Below are 18383 nucleotides of genomic sequence, written 5' to 3'. Positions count from 1 at the left end.
CCGTAAAAACCAGCAGATGTAACTACAAAAGTATAAATAGCAAACACAACATTTTGGAGATTTATGATGGATAAATCGCTTTCTAGCAAGATTTTTATCGGCTTGTTTGCGGGTCTTCTGATCGGTACTGCAATTCAGTATCTTTTTAGTGGCGTTGCTCTCTTTGATACTTATTTACTTGGCGCAGCAGAAGGCGCTGGTGGTATGTTTGTATCATTGATTAAGCTGTTAGTAGTACCTCTTGTTTACGTATCTATCGTATGCGGTATCGTTGACCTGAAAGACATCACTGCTTTTGGTCGTCTTGGTGGTAAAACCTTTGCTCTATACATTATCAACACCATCATCGCGATTACTGCGGCACTCACCGTTGGTCTTATTTTCCAACCGGGTGCAGATGCGAATCTAGCGGGTACGATTTCAGAGACCGTTAAACTAACAACAACAGAAACTCCTGACATTTTCTCGTTAGTGGTAAACATTGTTCCAAGCAACCCAGTACAAGCGTTTGCAAATGGCGACATGTTACAAATCATCTTTATGGCAATCCTGACAGGTCTTGCTATTCAAGCTCTTGACTCACGTGGTGGTCCAGCTATTCGTACGTTCAAGATGGCGAATGAAATCATGATGAAGCTGGTTGGTCTAGTAATGAGCCTTGCGCCTTACGGTGTATTTGCTCTGATGATTCAACTAGGTGCAACACTGGATGCAAACACACTGATGTCTGTTGCTGGCTACGTAGCACTTGTTGTTGCAATGCTAGTGTTCTGGATTTTCTTCTTCTACCCAATGGCAGTAGGTATTGCGACGGGCACTTCACCAAAAACTTTCCTACGTGCAACTCGAGAGCAGATCCTATTCTCGCTATCGACGGCAAGCTCTAACGCGACCATTCCAGTAACAATGCGTACGCTGACTGAGAAGCTTAAAGTATCTAAATCGGTAGCTGGTTTCGGTGTACCACTGGGCGCAACAATGAACATGTCTGGTGTTTCTATCTACATCGCACTAGCAACGATGTTTGTCGCAAACGCGTTTGGTCAGCCAATCAACACTGCTGATATCTTTACTCTTGGTCTAACTATCTTGCTACTGTCTATCGGTGCGGGTGGTGTTCCGGGCGGCGGCGTAGTGATGGTAGGTGTTCTATTGCACCAACTAGGTCTTCCGCCAGAAGGTCTTGCAATCATCGCAGCCGTAGACCGTATCAATGATATGTTCTGTACTTCATCTAACGTGGTTGGTGATACAGCAGTAAACACCATTGTTGCGAAGTCTGAAGGTGAGATTGGTAAAGAAGAAGTGGTAGACGCAGAGCCAGCACAAGCAAGCGCATAATTTGCAATACACTCTTAGTTGAAAAGCGAGGCTATATGCCTCGCTTTTTCTTTTATAGAAATGAAAATCGAGATTGAAGAGTCGAAGGGGGCAGAGTTGCGCTCGTATCTCTTCTTTTGCGCAACTTTTTTCAATTTTTTTTGCTCCCTCCCTTGAAAAGCCATTTGCAGCCCTTATCTATTGGGCATAAGAGAAGCAAACAACATTATTTTTGTTTGTGAGCAAGGGTTGAAACCCGATTCTACGTCCCCACATAGGGGATATAGCAAAACGAAAATAGAATTTATTCGGAGATAGCCTGATGGGTAAAATCATTGGTATTGACTTAGGTACTACTAACTCTTGTGTTGCTGTTCTAGACGGTGACAAGCCACGCGTAATTGAAAACGCAGAAGGCGAGCGTACAACCGCATCTGTTGTTGCATACACAGACGGCGAAACGCTAGTAGGCCAACCTGCTAAACGTCAAGCAGTAACAAACCCAACTAACACGCTATTTGCAATTAAGCGTCTAATTGGTCGTCGCTTTGAAGATGAAGAAGTTCAGCGTGACATCGAAATCATGCCTTACAAGATCGTTAAAGCTGACAACGGTGATGCTTGGGTAGAAGCGCAAGGCCAAAAAATGGCTGCTCCTCAAGTTTCAGCTGAAATCCTGAAGAAAATGAAGAAAACTGCTGAAGACTTCCTAGGTGAAGAAGTAACTGGCGCAGTTATCACAGTTCCTGCTTACTTTAACGATGCTCAACGTCAAGCTACAAAAGACGCTGGCCGTATCGCAGGTCTAGAAGTTAAACGTATCATCAACGAACCAACAGCGGCTGCACTAGCATACGGTCTAGACAAGTCAGGCGGCGACCGCACTATCGCGGTATACGACCTTGGTGGTGGTACATTCGATATCTCTATCATCGAAATCGATGAAGTTGAAGGCGAGAAAACTTTCGAAGTTCTAGCAACTAACGGTGACACTCACCTTGGTGGTGAAGACTTTGACACGCGCCTAATCAACTACCTAGTAGACGAGTTCAACAAAGAGCAAGGTATCAACCTTAAGAACGACCCACTAGCGATGCAACGTGTTAAAGAAGCAGCAGAAAAAGCGAAGATCGAGCTTTCTTCTACTTCTCAAACTGACGTAAACCTACCTTACGTGACTGCAGACGCGACTGGTCCTAAGCACATGAACGTGAAAGTGACTCGTGCGAAACTAGAATCTCTAGTTGAAGACCTAGTACAACGTTCTCTTGAACCACTAAAAGTTGCTCTAGCTGACGCTGACCTATCTGTAAACGACATCACTGACGTAATCCTAGTTGGTGGTCAGACTCGTATGCCTATGGTTCAAGCGAAAGTTGCTGAGTTCTTCGGTAAAGAAGCTCGCCGCGATGTAAACCCTGATGAAGCAGTAGCAATGGGTGCTGCAGTTCAAGGTGGTGTACTTGCTGGTGACGTTAAAGACGTACTTCTACTAGACGTTACTCCACTGTCTCTAGGTATCGAGACAATGGGCGGCGTAATGACTAAGCTAGTTGAGAAAAACACGACTATCCCAACTAAAGCGAACCAAGTTTTCTCTACAGCAGAAGACAACCAGAGCGCGGTAACTATCCACGTTCTTCAAGGTGAGCGTAAGCAAGCGTCTTTCAACAAATCTCTAGGTCAATTCAACCTAGAAGGTATCCAAGCTGCACCACGTGGTATGCCACAAATCGAAGTTACTTTCGACCTAGATGCGGATGGTATCCTACACGTTTCGGCGAAAGACAAGCAGACTGGTAAAGAGCAGAAGATCACTATCCAAGCTTCTGGCGGTCTAAGCGATGACGACATCGAGAAAATGGTTCAAGAAGCAGAAGCTAACAAAGAAGCGGACAAAAAGTTCGAAGAGCTAGCAACTGCACGTAACCAAGCTGACCAAATGATTCACGGTACTCGCAAGCAAGTAGAAGAAGCTGGTGAAGCACTACCTGCTGAAGAGAAAGAGAAGATTGAAGCAGCTATCTCTGAGCTAGAAACTGCACGTAAAGGCGATGACAAAGAAGCGATCGACGCTAAAGTTCAAGCGCTAATGACGGCAGCTCAAAAGCTAATGGAAATCGCTCAACAACAAGCTCAAGCGCAACAAGCACAAGGTGCTGACGCTGATGCTCAACAGTCTAAAGAAGACGACGTAGTTGATGCTGAGTTCGAAGAAGTTAAAGACGACAAGAAATAATATTTCTAACTAGGCGACTTATGGTCGCCTAGAGTCGATAAGACTTTTGTGTGCGGGCGTTTGGGGTAACTCTTACGCCCGTCTGTTTGTCAAAGCTGTCTTTCTAGTTAAGTATGTTGCAATGAGTGCACTTACCTAGAACGATACAAACACCAAGCGGTAAATAATGCCGTTTGCAGTAATTAATTGGTGACGAAGAACATGTCAAAACGTGATTTTTACGAAGTATTAGGCGTAGGCCGTGATGCCTCTGAGCGCGATATCAAAAAGGCGTACAAGCGTCTAGCGATGAAATTCCACCCAGACCGTAACCAGGGTGATGAGTCTGCTGCGGACAAGTTTAAAGAAGTAAAAGAAGCGTACGAAATTCTAACTGACCCTCAAAAGAAAGCGGCTTACGATCAGTACGGCCATGCTGCTTTTGAACAAGGCGGTGGCGGCTTCGGCGGCGGCGGTTTTGGTGGTGGTAGTGCTGATTTCGGCGACATCTTTGGTGATGTTTTTGGTGATATCTTTGGTGGCGGTCGTCGTGGTGGCGGTCAGCAACGCGCACAACGTGGCGCAGACCTACGTTACAACATGGAACTGTCGCTAGAAGAAGCCGTTCGTGGCGTATCAAAAGAAATCGAAGTACCTACGCTTGTTCACTGTGATACTTGTGATGGCAGCGGTGCGAAGAAAGGCTCTTCAGCAGAAACGTGTGGTACCTGTCATGGCCACGGTCAAGTTCAGATGCGTCAAGGCTTCTTCGCAGTACAACAGACCTGCCCTACCTGTCACGGTAAAGGCAAGATCATCAAAGACCCATGTAACGAATGTCATGGTCAAGGTCGCAAGCAAAAAACTAAGACACTTAACGTTAAGATCCCAGCTGGTGTTGATACTGGCGATCGCATTCGTCTGTCTGGCGAAGGTGAAGCAGGAGAAATGGGTGCACCGGCAGGTGACTTGTACGTACAAGTTCACGTAAGAGAGCACCATATCTTTGAGCGTGAAGGCAACAACCTGTACTGTGAAGTGCCTGTAAGCTTTGCGATGGCAGCACTAGGTGGTGAAGTTGAAGTTCCGACACTAGATGGCCGTGTGAACCTTAAAGTACCAACAGAAACGCAAACAGGCCGTATGTTCCGTATGCGTGGTAAAGGTGTGAAAGGCGTTCGTGGCGGTGGTGTGGGTGACCTAATCGTTAAGCTAGTGGTTGAGACACCAGTTAACCTAAGTTCTCGTCAAAAAGAACTGTTGAAAGAGTTTGATGAGTCTTGTGGTGGCGATGCTGCAACTAAGCACAAGCCAAAATCGGAAGGTTTCTTCAACGGTGTGAAGAAGTTCTTTGATGATCTAACTAGCTAATAGCTCGGTTCGTTGAATCCAATAAAAAGCCTGCAGTGATGCAGGCTTTTTTGTGTCTGTTAATCCACTTTAGGAGAAAAGCGTTTTAGTTCCAGCAAGCGCTTGGTGATTCTATGTTGGTTGAAGTCAGTGTGATTTTCTTTACGCCTTGAGGAAAGCAGCGATCTTTATCTTGTCCTAATTTCGCGGTAGCAGTGATGGTGTAAGCCACCACTGCTGAACTGACGACAGAGAATGTAAACTTATCAGAGTCGCAAATAGTGCACTTCCCGCCAGAAATGATCCTGCTCCAATCATAGTTACCGTTATAGCTTGCCTCGAGCTCTAACTGTATGCGAGTGATATCGCTTATGGCGGTTGTTCGATGAGATTTCAGCACATGGTTTGTGAATATGGGGGATGCAATAGCAGTTAAGGCTCCCATGATACCTATTGCGATGAGTAGTTCGACCAATGTCATGCCCTTTAATCTAATTTTGTAGCTGTTACAGATATTTGTACGAATCATTACGAGTAGTTCCTTCTCTCATTTCCCCCTATTTTTGTGAGCTGCTAGCATCGGTTCAAGAATGAATTTTGAACATTTAGTTCTTTCACTGGATTTTGGGAAATGCATCGCGGCTTTACTTTATTGGAACTGATTGCTTCGGTATTTATCTTGTGTTTGCTGTTAGCAATAGCAGTCCCCAACTTTAATGGGGTTCTGCAAGCGAACAAGATGCAGAGGCTAGCGAGAGAACTTCATGGCTTTGTTATACAAGCAAAGTCTGAATCAGTACTAAGAAGACAGCGACTTTGGGCTCATATCATTATGTCAGGGGCGAGCAATAGTCAGGGTGATTGGAAAATAGAGCTGACGGATAACAATACACCTTACATGGGAACGATTTTAGCGACCTTTTCTGGGAAACCATACACTGGCTTGACCATAACTCCCCAATATCCATCACAACAAATTTCATTCGATAGTATTCATGGCCGTCCCACAAATGGACACATACGGTTTCATCCAATTGAAGACTCAAGCAAAGAGTTAAAAGTCTTGTCATTTAATCGTTCTGCGAGGTTTAGGGTATGTAGTAACCATCCAACCAAGCAGTTTTTCGGTTACGTTGCTTGCTAATTCGGGGAAGCTGATGATGTTCAATAAGCAGACTGGTAATAGCCTTCTCGAGTTCCTTATCGCTTCATCACTCGGAGTGATCACTATAGGCACGATAACGTCGGTCTTTATTCATGCACAGAAAACGGCTATGCAGAGAACCCAAGAGTTGGTTCTATTACAAAATACGGCAAGTGTTGTTCAAATGATGAGAGCGGATATTCAAAGAGCTGGCTTTGATGGGGGACAGGGGAAGTCGATTAAACTATCTGGTGCGCTGAGTACTGTATTTGCAGTAAGCAGCGCAACAAGAACATTAGTCGCTTACGCTTACTTATCTGATGTTTCGGGAGGGGTTCCTGTTTACAACAATGTTGTATATCAGCGAACAAGTAGCAGACCTAATTCGTTTTACGTTTGTGAAAAAGAGCTTGTGAATCGGGTTATGGACGTGACCGATGCTCAAGACTTTTCAAATAAGGTGGGAGGAGCGTGCTACAACTTGTTTGCTCCAAATACGGTCCATGTGAATCAGTTTCACGTTAAGGAAAGCAAGGTAGAGAACAGTGGAGTATCTAGTACCTTCTTATCGGTTCGTGTCGGGACTGAATTAGCTTTAAATTCGAATGTAGAAACGATGAAGAACTTCACCATTAAACAAAGGAACTGGCAGGAATGAAACAGAATAAAGGAGCGACTACTCTTCTTATTACTAGCTTACTTTTAGTTGCTGCCCTTATAGTGATATTAGGTAGTTACAAGGCTTTGTTTTTCCAGATAAAACAAGCAAAAAATCAAGTTGAAGCCCGCAAGGAGTATTGGCAAGCGGAAGGTGCGTTGGAGTGTGGGTACACACACATTGTTACCTCTAACTTAAATTACATACCCGCTAATCTACTATCTATATGCAATTCTTACCCTATAAGTGAACTCAAAGCATCTACTTTAGACCCTGATATTCTCGTTGCGAAAACTGGTTATGCGAAGGTCTCCAAAAAGATTCAGTTTTTGGGGGGAGGTGGATCTGGTGCCATTCGTTCGACAGCGGATCTGATCTCCCATGGTTCTGCATTATTAGCCCCTCCTGATCCCGGTAAATATAATCAAAGCGACTACTATGAATGCCTTGGTATTGTTGTGAAAAGGCGTTTTATTGCATCTGGGATTACGAACCAAGGTATCGGTGGTGGTATCCCTTCTCCTGCTGCTGGTTTCGATCAGTCCAAAAGTTGTGGCAGTAACTACCAAACTCAAACCTCATCTTATTCTGGAATCTGGCAGAACCCAAACGGGGTGTATCAGAGAGAGTCAATTAAATTAGATATTCAACAGAAGACGGATTTAGACCCTTTTTATGACTTTTTTGGAACGGAAAAAAGTAACTGGCAATCAGTCAGGGATAGTAAAAAGCACGGCTTTATACCTATTGAGATGAAAGGGGGCAGTGATGTTGATTGCGTGAGTAAATTTGTTGGAAAACTAAAAGAGAACAAGCCATATAAAGTTTGGATTGATGGTTCATGCCAAATCACCGATACGCAACTGACTAAGTTGAAAAGCCTTCAGAACAAAAATAGTAAAATGAACTTGTTCATCTTGGTAAACAACGGTGTATTAGGCATCAATGGGAGTGGAACCATTAAAGGGATGTTGTTTCATCTGAACCACGATTATAGGCCTACAATCGAGCAATGGAATGGGCTGAAAAAAATCAAACCATACTTGAATGCGAACTTCTCGACCTATATTGACAAGTTGTATGGAAACTCTAGTTCAGTCTCCCCACTGTTAGCGACGTATTTTCAGCGTGGCTCGTTTTCTCTTTCTGGTGGGCAAATATTCGATTCAGATGGTCAGATGGCTTTATTCGATAACTCATTGCGGTTGGCATTTAACGCAGACGTAATTAACTCATTTTCCTTCCCAACCACTGCTCGATGGCTTAAAGGGTCTTGGCATGATTTTTAATCAGCGTGGTGTGGGTATGTTGGAAGTCCTTTTCTCTGTGATGTTGATTGCTGGTGGAGTTTTGAGCTTAATAAAGCTTCAGGTATACATGGAGAAGGAGTCAGAATACGCGCTAAACAGTTTAGAGGCTTTACAGCTTGCAGAAGAGAAGCTTGAGTGGTTTCGAACTCGCGGTGCCTCTTCTGCTTCTTCTGACATTGTGGTGGCTGATTTTGATGCAGATATCATCGCAGGTAACTCAACCAATGGCGCATATACAGTTCAATGGGAGCTACTTCCTGCACCTATTGCGAATTTAAAAGTAGTAAAGGTTGAGGCAACTTGGCTTGATAGGGCAGGAGATACACAAGGTGTTGAATTGCAAACAATGATTTCGCGTTATAGTGAATTTGACTGAGTTGACATTGAATTATCAGTGCTTCGAATGCTTAAATTGCTTGTTATGTCTGGTTTTTATCTTAATTTTTCTCGGTTAACAAAACGTTGTGCTGTTGTTGTTTTTGCTGGAGTGTAACTGTTTTTATTATGTTTAATTGATATGGTAATTTTGCAAAATATGTCTCCAAATATGGAAAAAATGCCAGAACCTTGTGCTTTCTGATTTGCTATTTAATAGAATGCTCGGTTGAAAATAGGCCGTTATAATTATTCAAATAGGCCATGGCACCAACATCATTCATATGGAGTTACCATGAGTAACCAAGCTGTAAATAAGGCACCGTCACCGAAGCCGAGCGGTATGGATCGCTTCCTGAACTTTATCGAGCGAGCAGGTAACAAAATTCCTGATCCTGCGATTTTGTTCTTCTGGGCACTAATCATTACTTGGGCTGCGTCTGCACTTTTGTCGAATGTTTCTTTCGACCTTCTAAACCCTCGAACTGGCGAAGCTCTCACAATCACTAACCTTCTAACAGGCGAAGCACTAGCAAGTTTCCTTGCTAACATGGTGACAACGTTCACTGGCTTTGCACCACTTGGTATCGTTCTTGTAGCGATGTTGGGTGTAGGTGTTGCCGATTCTTCTGGCTTCATCACCACTGGTCTTAAGAAGATGCTGAACTTCACGCCAGCTAAACTTCTTACTCCAATGCTAATTCTTGTAGCAATCGTATCGCACACTGCGGCGGATGCGGGCTACGTTCTAGTTATTCCTCTTGGTGGTATCATCTTCCACGCGGCTGGTCGTCACCCTCTAGCGGGTATCGCGGCAGCGTTTGCAGGTGTATCAGGTGGTTTCTCTGCAAACTTCATCCCTTCAGGTATCGATCCTCTATTGGCTGGTTTCACGCAAACAGCTGCACAGGTTCTAGATCCTGAGTACGTGGTTAACCCTCTAGCGAACATCTTCTTTACTGGTCTATCTTCAGTAATCATTGTTGCTATCGGTTGGTACGTAACTGAGAAAATCATCGAGCCACGTCTAAAGAACACTCCAATCGACGAAGACGCAGAGAAAGCACCAGATCTAGGTTCTTTCACGGAGCTTGAGTCTAAAGCGTTCCGTTACGCAGGTTGGGCTATGATGGCGGGTATCGCACTTCTTGTTGTGGCGCTTATCCCAGAAAACTCTGCACTGCGTTCACCTGAAGGTGAGATCACTGCGTTCTCTGCGCCAATCATGAAGTCTATCGTTCCGTTGATTTTCATCCTGTTTATCATTCCGGGTTACGTTTACGGTCGCGTTTCTGGCACGTTCAAGACAAGTAACGACATCATCAAAGCGATGGCGGATACTATGTCTACTATGGGCGCATACATCGTAATGTCGTTCTTCTGTGCACAGTTCCTATCTGCATTCGCGCAATCAAACATCGGTACGATGCTAGCGCTTTACGGTGCGGAAGGTCTGAAAGCAATGAACCTACCTGGTGAAGCAACTATCATCGGTATGATTCTTCTAACAGCTTCTGTAAACCTTCTAATCGGTTCTGCATCAGCGAAATGGGCTCTTATTGGTCCAATCCTAGTTCCTATGCTAATGGCTGTGGGTATCTCTCCTGAGCTATCTCAGGCGGCTTACCGCGTAGGTGACTCTGTATCGAACATCATTTCACCTCTGATGGTATTCTTCCCTCTAGTCGTGGTTTACTGTCAACGTTACGTGAAGTCGACAGGTATCGGTACACTAGCATCGCTAATGATGCCATTCTCGATTGCAATGCTAATCGGCTGGTCTATCTTCTTAGTGGTTTACTGGATGCTAGGCATTCCTCTAGGTATCCAAGCGCCATACACTTACACAATGTAAATACCGTCATATTTGGCGCTGTAGCGTTGTTAACTGCGCAAGTTCACCCTAATCACATAGAGCCTCTATGCTCATAGGGCTGAACTTGCTTGTTGCCTAGCTACAACACCAACTATTTAGGTATTGGTAATTCGAAAGCGCTGGTCGAGAGACTGGCGCTTTTTTGTTTTGGGAGGCGGGAACGGACTTTGCCCTTCGGGACACAAAATAAAGAGATCCCCAACTCGCTCGTACCTCGCTCTTGAGGATGACGAGAAGACAGTCCTGTGTTTATTCAACGTCATTCCCGAAAGCGACGTAGGAGTGTTGTCGGGAATCTCTCGTTAATCATGCAACTGAAGAGCGCCTCAATTTGCTCGTACCTCGCTCTTGAGGATGACGAGAAGACTGTTCTGTATTTATTCAACGTCATTCCCGAAAGCGACGCAGGAGCGTTGTCGGGAATCTCTCGTGAAGAGCGCCTCAATTTGCTTGTACCTCGCTCTTGAAGGTGACGATCAAACTGCTTTGAATCACGGTATTTGTACCCTAACAGGTAAAATCATCCCGCTTCCACTTCCCCTCTTTGAAGGTTAAAATCCACTTTCAATCACGATCTATCCCAAATTCCGGAGCTTCCTTTTGTCAGATTCTCAGTTTTCCCCTCAAGACGAACTATTTATGCGCCGTGCGATGGAGCTTGCCGAGCAAGCAGAAGCTGAAGGGGAAGTGCCGGTGGGCGCTGTTCTGGTAAAAGACGGAGAGATTATTGCTGAAGGCTGGAACCGTTCTATTTGTGCTCATGATGCAACGGCGCATGCGGAGATCCAGACACTGCGCAAAGCCGGCGAAGCCTTGAGTAACTACAGGCTTCTTGATACCACTCTGTATGTCACTTTAGAACCTTGCCCAATGTGCGCAGGTGCGTTATTACACAGCCGAGTCAAGCGTGTTGTCTATGGTGCTCCAGACTTAAAAGCAGGTGCGGCAGGGACGGTATTGAACTTATTCGAAAGCCAAGCGGCGTATCATTACGCGACGGTGGAAAGCGGATTATTAGAGGATGAATGTCGCTCTCAGCTACAAGCGTTCTTTAAGCGTCGCCGTAAAGAAATTAAAGCCAAGAAGGAAGCGCAGAAAGCGTTGGAGAACGAGCAGGAAAATAAAGAAAAGTAGGTTGAGAGGGAGGGAATGAGTTCTTTTCGCCTAGAAGTTTTTTAGCAAACACCTACTCAGAAGTAGATGTTTGCTTCAAGTTTCAGTGGTTCACTAGGTGAACAAATACACGGTTACGTGCACTGACTTTTTTCTTCATTGTTGTAAGCTTGCGCTTACGGCGGTTTGCAGCCACTGTCTTATTCAAACGTTTTGACTGCACTCTGCGTTTTCTCATATTCAGAACCTCTTGCAGGCAACGAACACACTCTCCGACACTCGCACCGCAAAGCGTCTGATTTATTATCAATCGATGACATTCTGATGAAGCACGCTTACGGAGGAAGGTGGCATCAGTTCGAGGAGAGGTGACTAAAAGAGCATCTCTATCATGCGAGCCAGTTATTGGTATGACACCAAATAGAATCACAAGCTAGATAAGCCCGAAAGACTGGATTCTAGATAACTTTATCTGTTGACTCAATAAAAAAATAGCGAGCTGAGTGCTCGCTATTTTCGAAGGGATTATTCTGCTTTTTGAGCAGGCGTTTGCTCTGTCCCTTGAAGTGAACTCCCTTCAGTATTTGATGTGGCTTCAACCGCGCCTGAAACTTGTTCAGCGAGTGTCTCTACCGCTCCTGAAATTAGCAAATCAGGATTGAGCGGTGGTATTACTTGTAGGTCGTCGGTATCTTCATCAATCGCAGGTTTTTGGCTCACGTGGCCAATGATCGATTGGTAGTAACGACGAATATTCTCAACGTAGTTACGTGCCTCATCGCCACGAGCATAACCGTAACGAGTTTGGCTGTAGAAACGCTTCTGACGCAGCAACGGTAGACGCTCTTTCACATCTGCCCATGAATTTGGATCGCCACCTTGTGCCTTCGTTAATCTTCGAGCATCCATCATGTGACCATAACCGACATTATACGATGCTAATGCAAACCAAATCTTCTCATGCTCATTGATTGAATCTGGTACGCGGGCCACGATACGGCGTAGATACTCAACACCACCACGTACTGACTGTTCAGGATCAAGGCGGTTAGTTACGCCAACACTTTTTGCTGTCGGCAGTGTTAACATCATCATGCCTCGCACACCTGTTGGTGATTTTGCAGCCGGTTTCCAATGTGACTCTTGGTAAGCTAACGCGGCAATTAAGCGCCAATCAAACTCTTCACTGTATTTCTGGAACAGTGGTGCCCATTTGGGCAAGGTGTTGTCCAGTGCTCGAATAAAGGCTCGAGTATCTACATAATCAAACGCTTCAATATGACCAATGTACTTCTCTTCTAATGTTGCTAGTTCACCAGACTGTTTGATGCCGCCAAAGAACTCGATCAACATTGCGTATAAGCTTTCATCTTCAGATCGGCGTGTAAACCAAGACACTGGCTGGTCTTCTGTTAACTCAAAGGCTTGTGCAAGGTCAGGATAAAGTCGCTGAGCTAAAGATAACTCTACCGAATCAGTCACGGTAAACCGGAGTTCACCTGTAGATACTTGTTTTAATAGATCGCGAGTATCCGCATCACCAACAATTTCAAATTGAAGCTCAGGGTACTCTTTTTGTAGCGTAGTTAATGTTGGAACGAATTGTGATTGTTCAACGATTTGTAGCGTTTCTGCACCGGCATTGGCTTCTTTATCTTCCGCTTTGTCATCTTTAGATTCTTGATAGCTGATTAGCTGGTCAATATCGCGTGGGCGCAGTTGACCTTTCTTATACACTACTTGTTGACTGACGTAGTAATAAGCAGGGCCAGGGCGGAAGCGTTGTACCGCTTGAGAGGTTTGGTTTAAACCTGTCGCGATGATATCGATATCACCTTTTTTCAGGGCAGGGAATAACTCAGCTTGTCGGAAAGCAGGTTTGATTTCCAACTTAACACCTAACTGTTCAGCAAACTTGCGCGCCAGTTCGTAATCCAGGCCAGCAGGGCCATCAGGACCAATGTAATAGGAAAGTTGGTTGTTGAGAGTGCCAACTCGCAGAACACCACGTTCTTGGATTAGCTCAAACTCACTTTTAGGCTCCGATTCAATCTGGCAGGCAGAAAGTAGAAGCACAGAGGCGAAAAGTAGGGCGCTGCGCTTGAATCGGTTGAACTGACTTATTTGCATTAATTTGGTACGTCTCGATAAATTCTAGTTGCCTTTATATCAAAGCGTGCAAGTTGGGCAAAGTGAATCAGACAGATAGAGTGCGACATTGTGTGTTTTATCGACATTTCGGCTGTAACTCTAATTTGACAAAAAAAATGACGCAAACGGTTGCTTTTGGTGTTACATCACAAAAACAATTGCTATATAATGCGCTCGCAACCAAGAGGTGGAATCGGCATAAGTTCGAAGTAAAACAGTCTAACCCACTGAATTTATTCCAATATCACCTCAGGTCAATAGACCTTAACCAATTGCATAAGAGACCTAAGCACATGAGAATTTTTCGTGGCTCCCCAGCTCTATCTGAATTTCGTGTTAACAAGCTTCTAGAGCTTTGTCGTGAACTAGGCTTACCTGTCACAGGTATTTACGCAGAGTTTGCTCACTTTGCTGAGCTATCAGCAGATCTAGATGATCAAGAAGTTGAGAAACTAGAGAAACTCCTGACTTACGGTCCAACAATTGAAGAGCATGCGCCAGAAGGACTTCTGCTGCTTGCGACTCCTCGTCCAGGTACGATTTCTCCTTGGTCTTCTAAGTCTACCGACATCGCGAATAATTGTGGCCTAGCTAAAGTGGTTCGCCTAGAACGCGGTACTGCTTACTATATTGAAACATCATCTGATCTTTCTGAGCTTCAACTTGTTGAGCTGAAAGCGATTCTTCACGATCGCATGATGGAAGTTATCTTTACTGATTTCGAATCAGCAGCGGCACTTTTCCAAGTGGCAGAGCCAGCACCAGTGGCTGACGTTGACCTACTTGTTGGTGGCCGTGCTGCGCTTGAAAACGCAAACGTTACCCTAGGTCTTGCTCTTGCTGATGATGAGATCGAATACCTATACGATGCGTTCGTAAACAAGCTAGACCGTAACCCAACCGATATCGAACTGATGATGTTTGCACAGGCGAACTCAGAGCACTGTCGTCACAAGATCTTTAATGCAGATTGGACTATCGACGGCGTGAAGCAAGAGAAGTCTCTGTTCAAGATGATCAAAAACACATTTGAAGCCACGCCAGAAAATGTTCTATCTGCCTACAAAGATAACGCAGCGGTAATGGTGGGTTCCGATGTTGGTCGTTTCTTCCCGAACCCAGAAACTCGCCAGTACGGTTACAACCAAGAGAAAGCGCACATCCTAATGAAGGTGGAAACGCACAACCACCCAACAGCTATCTCTCCTTGGCCGGGCGCTTCTACTGGTTCTGGTGGTGAAATCCGTGATGAAGGCGCAACTGGTATTGGTGGTAAGCCAAAAGCAGGTCTTGTTGGTTTCACTACATCTAACTTGCGTATTCCTGGTTTTGAACAGCCATGGGAAACAGATTTCGGTAAGCCAGGTCGCATTGTTAACGCACTAGATATCATGCTAGAAGGCCCACTTGGTGGCGCGGCGTTCAACAACGAATTTGGTCGTCCAAACTTACTTGGTTACTTCCGTACTTACGAAGAAAAAGTGAATTCTCACGCCGGTGAAGAGGTTCGTGGTTACCACAAGCCAATCATGATTGCTGGTGGTATGGGCAACATCCGTGATGAGCATGTTCAGAAGAAAGAGATCCCAGTCGGCGCAAGTCTAATCGTTCTTGGTGGTCCTGCAATGAACATCGGCCTTGGCGGTGGTGCTGCTTCTTCAATGGCATCTGGCCAATCTGCAGAAGACCTAGATTTTGCTTCTGTACAGCGTGAAAACCCAGAGATGGAGCGTCGCTGTCAGGAAGTGATCGACCGTTGTTGGCAGCTTGGCGAACAGAACCCAATCGCATTTATCCACGATGTGGGCGCAGGTGGTATCTCTAACGCACTTCCAGAGCTTGTAGACGACGGCGAACGTGGCGGTATCTTCCAGCTACGTGATGTACCAAACGATGAGCCGGGCATGAGCCCACTTGAGATCTGGTGTAACGAATCGCAAGAGCGTTACGTAATGGCAGTTGCGCCAGAGAATATGGAAGTATTTGATGCTATCTGTAAGCGTGAGCGCGCACCGTATGCTGTTGTTGGTATCGCAACAGAAGAGCGTGAATTGAAACTAGAAGATTCACACTTCGACAATACACCAATCGATATGCCAATGGATGTGCTTCTTGGTAAGACGCCTAAGATGCACCGTGATGCAAAAACGCTTAAAGCCAACAACCCAGCGGTTAACCGTGACGGTATCGAGCTAAACGAAGCTGTGGATCGCGTTCTACGTCTTCCAACGGTTGCAGAAAAAACATTCCTTATCACTATCGGTGACCGCACGGTAACTGGTCTTGTTGCACGTGACCAAATGGTTGGCCCATGGCAGGTACCAGTAGCTAACTGCGCAGTAACAGCAGCAAGCTACGACACTTACCATGGTGAAGCGATGTCTATGGGTGAGCGTACACCAGTTGCTCTACTAGATTTCGGTGCATCGGCTCGTCTAGCGGTTGGTGAAGCAATCACTAACATCTCAGCGACAAACATCGGTGATATCAAGCACATCAAACTGTCTGCAAACTGGATGTCTCCAGCGGGTCACCCAGGTGAAGATGCAGGTCTTTACGAAGCGGTGAAAGCGGTAGGTGAAGAGCTATGTCCTGCACTTGGTCTAACTATCCCAGTGGGTAAAGACTCAATGTCGATGAAGACTAAGTGGGAAGAGAATGGCGAGCAGAAAGAAGTAACGTCTCCGCTGTCTCTGATCATCACTGCGTTTGCTCGTGTTGAAGATGTGCGTAAGACAATCACGCCGCAACTACGTACAGACAAAGGTGACACGTCACTAGTTCTTATCGACCTAGGTAACGGTCAAAACCGTCTAGGCGCAACAGCGCTAGCACAGGTTTACAAGCAGCTTGGTGATAAGCCAGCAGACGTAGATAACGCAGCACAGCTAAAAGGTTTCTACGAAGGCGTTCAAACTCTAGTAGCGAATGACCAAGTAGTGGCTTACCACGATAAAGGTGATGGCGGTCTATTCGTTACTCTTGCTGAGATGGCATTCGCGGGTCACTGTGGTGTGAAAGCTGACATTGCTGACCTTGGCGAAGATACTCTAGCAGCACTATTTAACGAAGAGCTAGGCGCAGTACTTCAGGTTAAGAACGATGACCTAGACGCTGTACTTTCAACGCTAGCAGCAAACGGCCTAGAAGCGTGTTCACACGTAATCGGCTCTGTAGAAGCATCTGATGAGTTAGTGATTACTTCTGGTGAGACTGTAGTTCTTGAGCGTAGCCGTACTGAACTACGTACTATCTGGGCAGAGACAACGCACAAGATGCAAGGTCTACGTGATAACCCTGCATGTGCGGACCAAGAGCATGAAGCGAAGAAAGACAACTCTGACCCAGGCCTAAACGTTAAGCTAAGCTTCGATGTAAATGAAGACATCGCAGCGCCATATATCGCGAAAGGCGCTAAGCCTAAGATGGCAATTCTGCGTGAGCAGGGCGTTAACTCTCATGTAGAGATGGCTGCAGCCTTTGACCGTGCTGGCTTTGAAGCAACGGATATTCACATGAGCGACATCCTAACGGGTCAAGCTGTACTGGAAGAGTTCCAAGGCCTAGTGGCGTGTGGTGGCTTCTCTTACGGTGACGTTCTAGGCGCCGGTGAAGGTTGGGCTAAGTCTATCCTGTTCAATGAACAAGCTCGCAACCAGTTTGAAGGCTTCTTTAAGCGTGAAGATACGTTCTCTCTAGGTGTGTGTAACGGCTGTCAGATGCTATCGAACCTGAAAGAGCTAATTCCGGGTGCAGACCTATGGCCACGCTTTGTTCGTAACGAATCTGAGCGTTTTGAAGCTCGCTTTAGCCTAGTTGAAGTACAAAAGTCTGACTCTGTATTCTTCGATGGTATGGAAGGCTCGCGTATGCCAATCGCGGTTTCTCACGGTGAAGGTCGCGTAGAAGTACGTGATGCTGAACACCTAGCGGCGATTGAAGCGTCAGGCACGGTTGCAGTTCGTTACGTTGATAACCACGGTAACCCAACTCAGCAATACCCGAACAACCCGAACGGTTCGCCAAACGCAATCACAGGTCTAACGACTCAAGATGGCCGTGTGACTATCATGATGCCGCACCCTGAGCGTGTATTCCGCACAGTAGCGAATTCATGGTCTCCAGAAGGTTGGGGCGAGAATGGTGCTTGGATGCGTATGTTCCAAAACGCACGCAAGAACATCGGCTAATTACGACGTAGTCCAAGGTTAACGAAAAGAATAAAGCGCTGGTTGAAAGACTGGCGCTTTTTTATTTAAGGGAATCGAGAATGGATCTCGTCCGATGGAACGCCTCGCTTCGAGAAAGAACAGCGGCGTCATTTCCTAGACTGACGAAGGAAGGAGTAGGAAATCTCTTTTTAACAATGAATCGTGAGAGTTCCCCAATTCGTTCGTGCCTTATCTACTGTAAAAAACTTGCAGCGTTTCGGTAACTTTTATGCTCTAATACCGCGCTTACCAAGGGATGGTGTTAAACAGCTCAGCTTAGATGGAGTTATCAAGTTGACCGAATCCCTGATTAATCCCTTAGGAAATGAAAGAAATGTCTAAAAATCCAAAATTTGCTATCCGCGTAACTGAAAAACGTAACGGTTGGAGCGCAGAGATCACTCGTCAAGTGACATCTCGTAAGACTGTAGTATCAAAACGTGAAACTGGCTTTGACAGCGAAGAGAAAGCACAAGCTTGGGCTGAGCAAGAACTCGCGGGTTTTGTTCAAAACCAAGTGGTTCGTAACGAGCGTAAAGCTGTACAGCGTCAAGAGCGTGAAGCAGAGCAACTAGCGGCAAAAGTTCGCAAAGCACGCGAAGTTGAAGCTGACGAAGAGTAATCTCAGCTTACTAGATGGTCGATTTGTACCATCAA

14 protein-coding genes are annotated in these 18383 nt (G+C 45.6%); 11 read left to right on the top strand and 3 right to left on the bottom strand.

Annotation, left to right across the window (positions count from 1 at the left end):
- Positions 1–66: 66 nt before the first annotated feature.
- The 3 genes from BSZ04_RS20495 (at position 67) to dnaJ (ending at position 4909) form a co-directional block, all read left to right on the top strand.
- Positions 67–1341: a dicarboxylate/amino acid:cation symporter gene (locus BSZ04_RS20495; protein WP_010446260.1), complete on the top strand. Its 1275-nt coding sequence runs from the start codon at positions 67–69 to the stop codon at positions 1339–1341.
- Between the two features lie 301 nt (positions 1342–1642).
- The gene (gene dnaK, locus BSZ04_RS20485) at positions 1643–3559 is read left to right on the top strand and encodes a molecular chaperone DnaK (protein WP_038886307.1); all 1917 of its coding nucleotides are present in this window, start codon (positions 1643–1645) and stop codon (positions 3557–3559) included.
- Positions 3560–3760: 201 nt separating this feature from the next.
- Positions 3761–4909 (top strand): molecular chaperone DnaJ, encoded by a 1149-nt coding sequence (gene dnaJ, locus BSZ04_RS20480; protein ID WP_088881265.1) that lies wholly within the window; start codon positions 3761–3763, stop codon positions 4907–4909.
- A gap of 85 nt (positions 4910–4994) precedes the next feature.
- Here dnaJ and BSZ04_RS20475 read toward each other — a convergent pair whose 3' ends face one another.
- Entirely contained in the window at positions 4995–5417 is a 423-nt protein-coding gene (locus BSZ04_RS20475; protein WP_088881264.1) for a type IV pilin protein, read from the bottom strand.
- Positions 5418–5519: 102 nt separating this feature from the next.
- Between BSZ04_RS20475 and BSZ04_RS20470 the strand changes: the two genes are divergently transcribed.
- From BSZ04_RS20470 to tadA, 6 genes are all read left to right on the top strand, one after another.
- Positions 5520–6032 carry a GspH/FimT family pseudopilin gene (locus BSZ04_RS20470; protein ID WP_088881263.1) on the top strand — a complete coding sequence of 171 codons (513 nt, stop codon included), beginning with the start codon at positions 5520–5522 and terminating at the stop codon, positions 6030–6032.
- Between the two features lie 13 nt (positions 6033–6045).
- Positions 6046–6690, top strand: a complete 645-nt coding sequence (locus tag BSZ04_RS20465) for a PilW family protein (protein WP_151899071.1) — start codon at positions 6046–6048, stop codon at positions 6688–6690.
- Entirely contained in the window at positions 6687–7979 is a 1293-nt protein-coding gene (locus tag BSZ04_RS20460) for a hypothetical protein (protein WP_088881261.1), read from the top strand. Before BSZ04_RS20465 ends, BSZ04_RS20460 begins: the two co-directional genes overlap by 4 nt.
- Positions 7969–8376, top strand: a complete 408-nt coding sequence (locus BSZ04_RS20455) for a type IV pilus modification PilV family protein (RefSeq protein ID WP_088881260.1) — start codon at positions 7969–7971, stop codon at positions 8374–8376. Before BSZ04_RS20460 ends, BSZ04_RS20455 begins: the two co-directional genes overlap by 11 nt.
- 294 nt (positions 8377–8670) lie before the next feature.
- Entirely contained in the window at positions 8671–10230 is a 1560-nt protein-coding gene (locus tag BSZ04_RS20450) for an AbgT family transporter (protein ID WP_010446276.1), read from the top strand.
- 621 nt (positions 10231–10851) lie between these two features.
- Positions 10852–11385, top strand: coding sequence for a tRNA adenosine(34) deaminase TadA (gene tadA, locus BSZ04_RS20445; RefSeq protein WP_029560930.1), 534 nt, complete (start codon positions 10852–10854; stop codon positions 11383–11385).
- An 82-nt stretch (positions 11386–11467) separates the two neighbouring features.
- Here the strand turns inward: tadA and BSZ04_RS25390 are convergent, their stop codons facing one another.
- Positions 11468–11602, bottom strand: coding sequence for a hypothetical protein (locus BSZ04_RS25390; RefSeq protein WP_010446281.1), 135 nt, complete (start codon positions 11600–11602; stop codon positions 11468–11470).
- Positions 11603–11889: 287 nt separating this feature from the next.
- Positions 11890–13494, bottom strand: coding sequence for a membrane-bound lytic murein transglycosylase MltF (gene mltF, locus BSZ04_RS20435; RefSeq protein ID WP_088881259.1), 1605 nt, complete (start codon positions 13492–13494; stop codon positions 11890–11892).
- 314 nt (positions 13495–13808) lie between these two features.
- Between mltF and purL the strand changes: the two genes are divergently transcribed.
- Both purL and BSZ04_RS20425 read left to right on the top strand, forming a co-directional pair.
- Positions 13809–17705 (top strand): phosphoribosylformylglycinamidine synthase, encoded by a 3897-nt coding sequence (gene purL / locus BSZ04_RS20430; RefSeq protein ID WP_088881258.1) that lies wholly within the window; start codon positions 13809–13811, stop codon positions 17703–17705.
- Between the two features lie 355 nt (positions 17706–18060).
- Positions 18061–18348, top strand: a complete 288-nt coding sequence (locus BSZ04_RS20425; protein WP_088881641.1) for a DUF3622 domain-containing protein — start codon at positions 18061–18063, stop codon at positions 18346–18348.
- Positions 18349–18383: the final 35 nt, after the last annotated feature.

This window comes from Vibrio rotiferianus (assembly GCF_002214395.1).
Taxonomy (GTDB): Bacteria; Pseudomonadota; Gammaproteobacteria; order Enterobacterales; family Vibrionaceae; genus Vibrio; species Vibrio rotiferianus.
Note: the sequence above shows the minus strand (reverse complement) of the source record. Positions and strands in the feature narration are given on the sequence as shown.

What these genes read in the sequence shown, in the direction of transcription:
- BSZ04_RS20465 (WP_151899071.1), top strand. Translation starts at nt 6,046, where the DNA reads ATGATGTTCAATAAGCAGACTGGTAATAGCCTTCTCGAGTTCCTTATC.
- BSZ04_RS20495 (WP_010446260.1), top strand. Translation starts at nt 67, where the DNA reads ATGGATAAATCGCTTTCTAGCAAGATTTTTATCGGCTTGTTTGCGGGT.
- BSZ04_RS20455 (WP_088881260.1), top strand. Translation starts at nt 7,969, where the DNA reads ATGATTTTTAATCAGCGTGGTGTGGGTATGTTGGAAGTCCTTTTCTCT.
- BSZ04_RS25390 (WP_010446281.1), bottom strand. Translation starts at nt 11,602, where the DNA reads ATGAGAAAACGCAGAGTGCAGTCAAAACGTTTGAATAAGACAGTGGCT.
- BSZ04_RS20470 (WP_088881263.1), top strand. Translation starts at nt 5,520, where the DNA reads ATGCATCGCGGCTTTACTTTATTGGAACTGATTGCTTCGGTATTTATC.
- BSZ04_RS20475 (WP_088881264.1), bottom strand. Translation starts at nt 5,417, where the DNA reads ATGATTCGTACAAATATCTGTAACAGCTACAAAATTAGATTAAAGGGC.
- BSZ04_RS20460 (WP_088881261.1), top strand. Translation starts at nt 6,687, where the DNA reads ATGAAACAGAATAAAGGAGCGACTACTCTTCTTATTACTAGCTTACTT.
- BSZ04_RS20425 (WP_088881641.1), top strand. Translation starts at nt 18,061, where the DNA reads ATGTCTAAAAATCCAAAATTTGCTATCCGCGTAACTGAAAAACGTAAC.
- purL (WP_088881258.1), top strand. Translation starts at nt 13,809, where the DNA reads ATGAGAATTTTTCGTGGCTCCCCAGCTCTATCTGAATTTCGTGTTAAC.
- dnaK (WP_038886307.1), top strand. Translation starts at nt 1,643, where the DNA reads ATGGGTAAAATCATTGGTATTGACTTAGGTACTACTAACTCTTGTGTT.
- BSZ04_RS20450 (WP_010446276.1), top strand. Translation starts at nt 8,671, where the DNA reads ATGAGTAACCAAGCTGTAAATAAGGCACCGTCACCGAAGCCGAGCGGT.
- dnaJ (WP_088881265.1), top strand. Translation starts at nt 3,761, where the DNA reads ATGTCAAAACGTGATTTTTACGAAGTATTAGGCGTAGGCCGTGATGCC.
- mltF (WP_088881259.1), bottom strand. Translation starts at nt 13,494, where the DNA reads ATGCAAATAAGTCAGTTCAACCGATTCAAGCGCAGCGCCCTACTTTTC.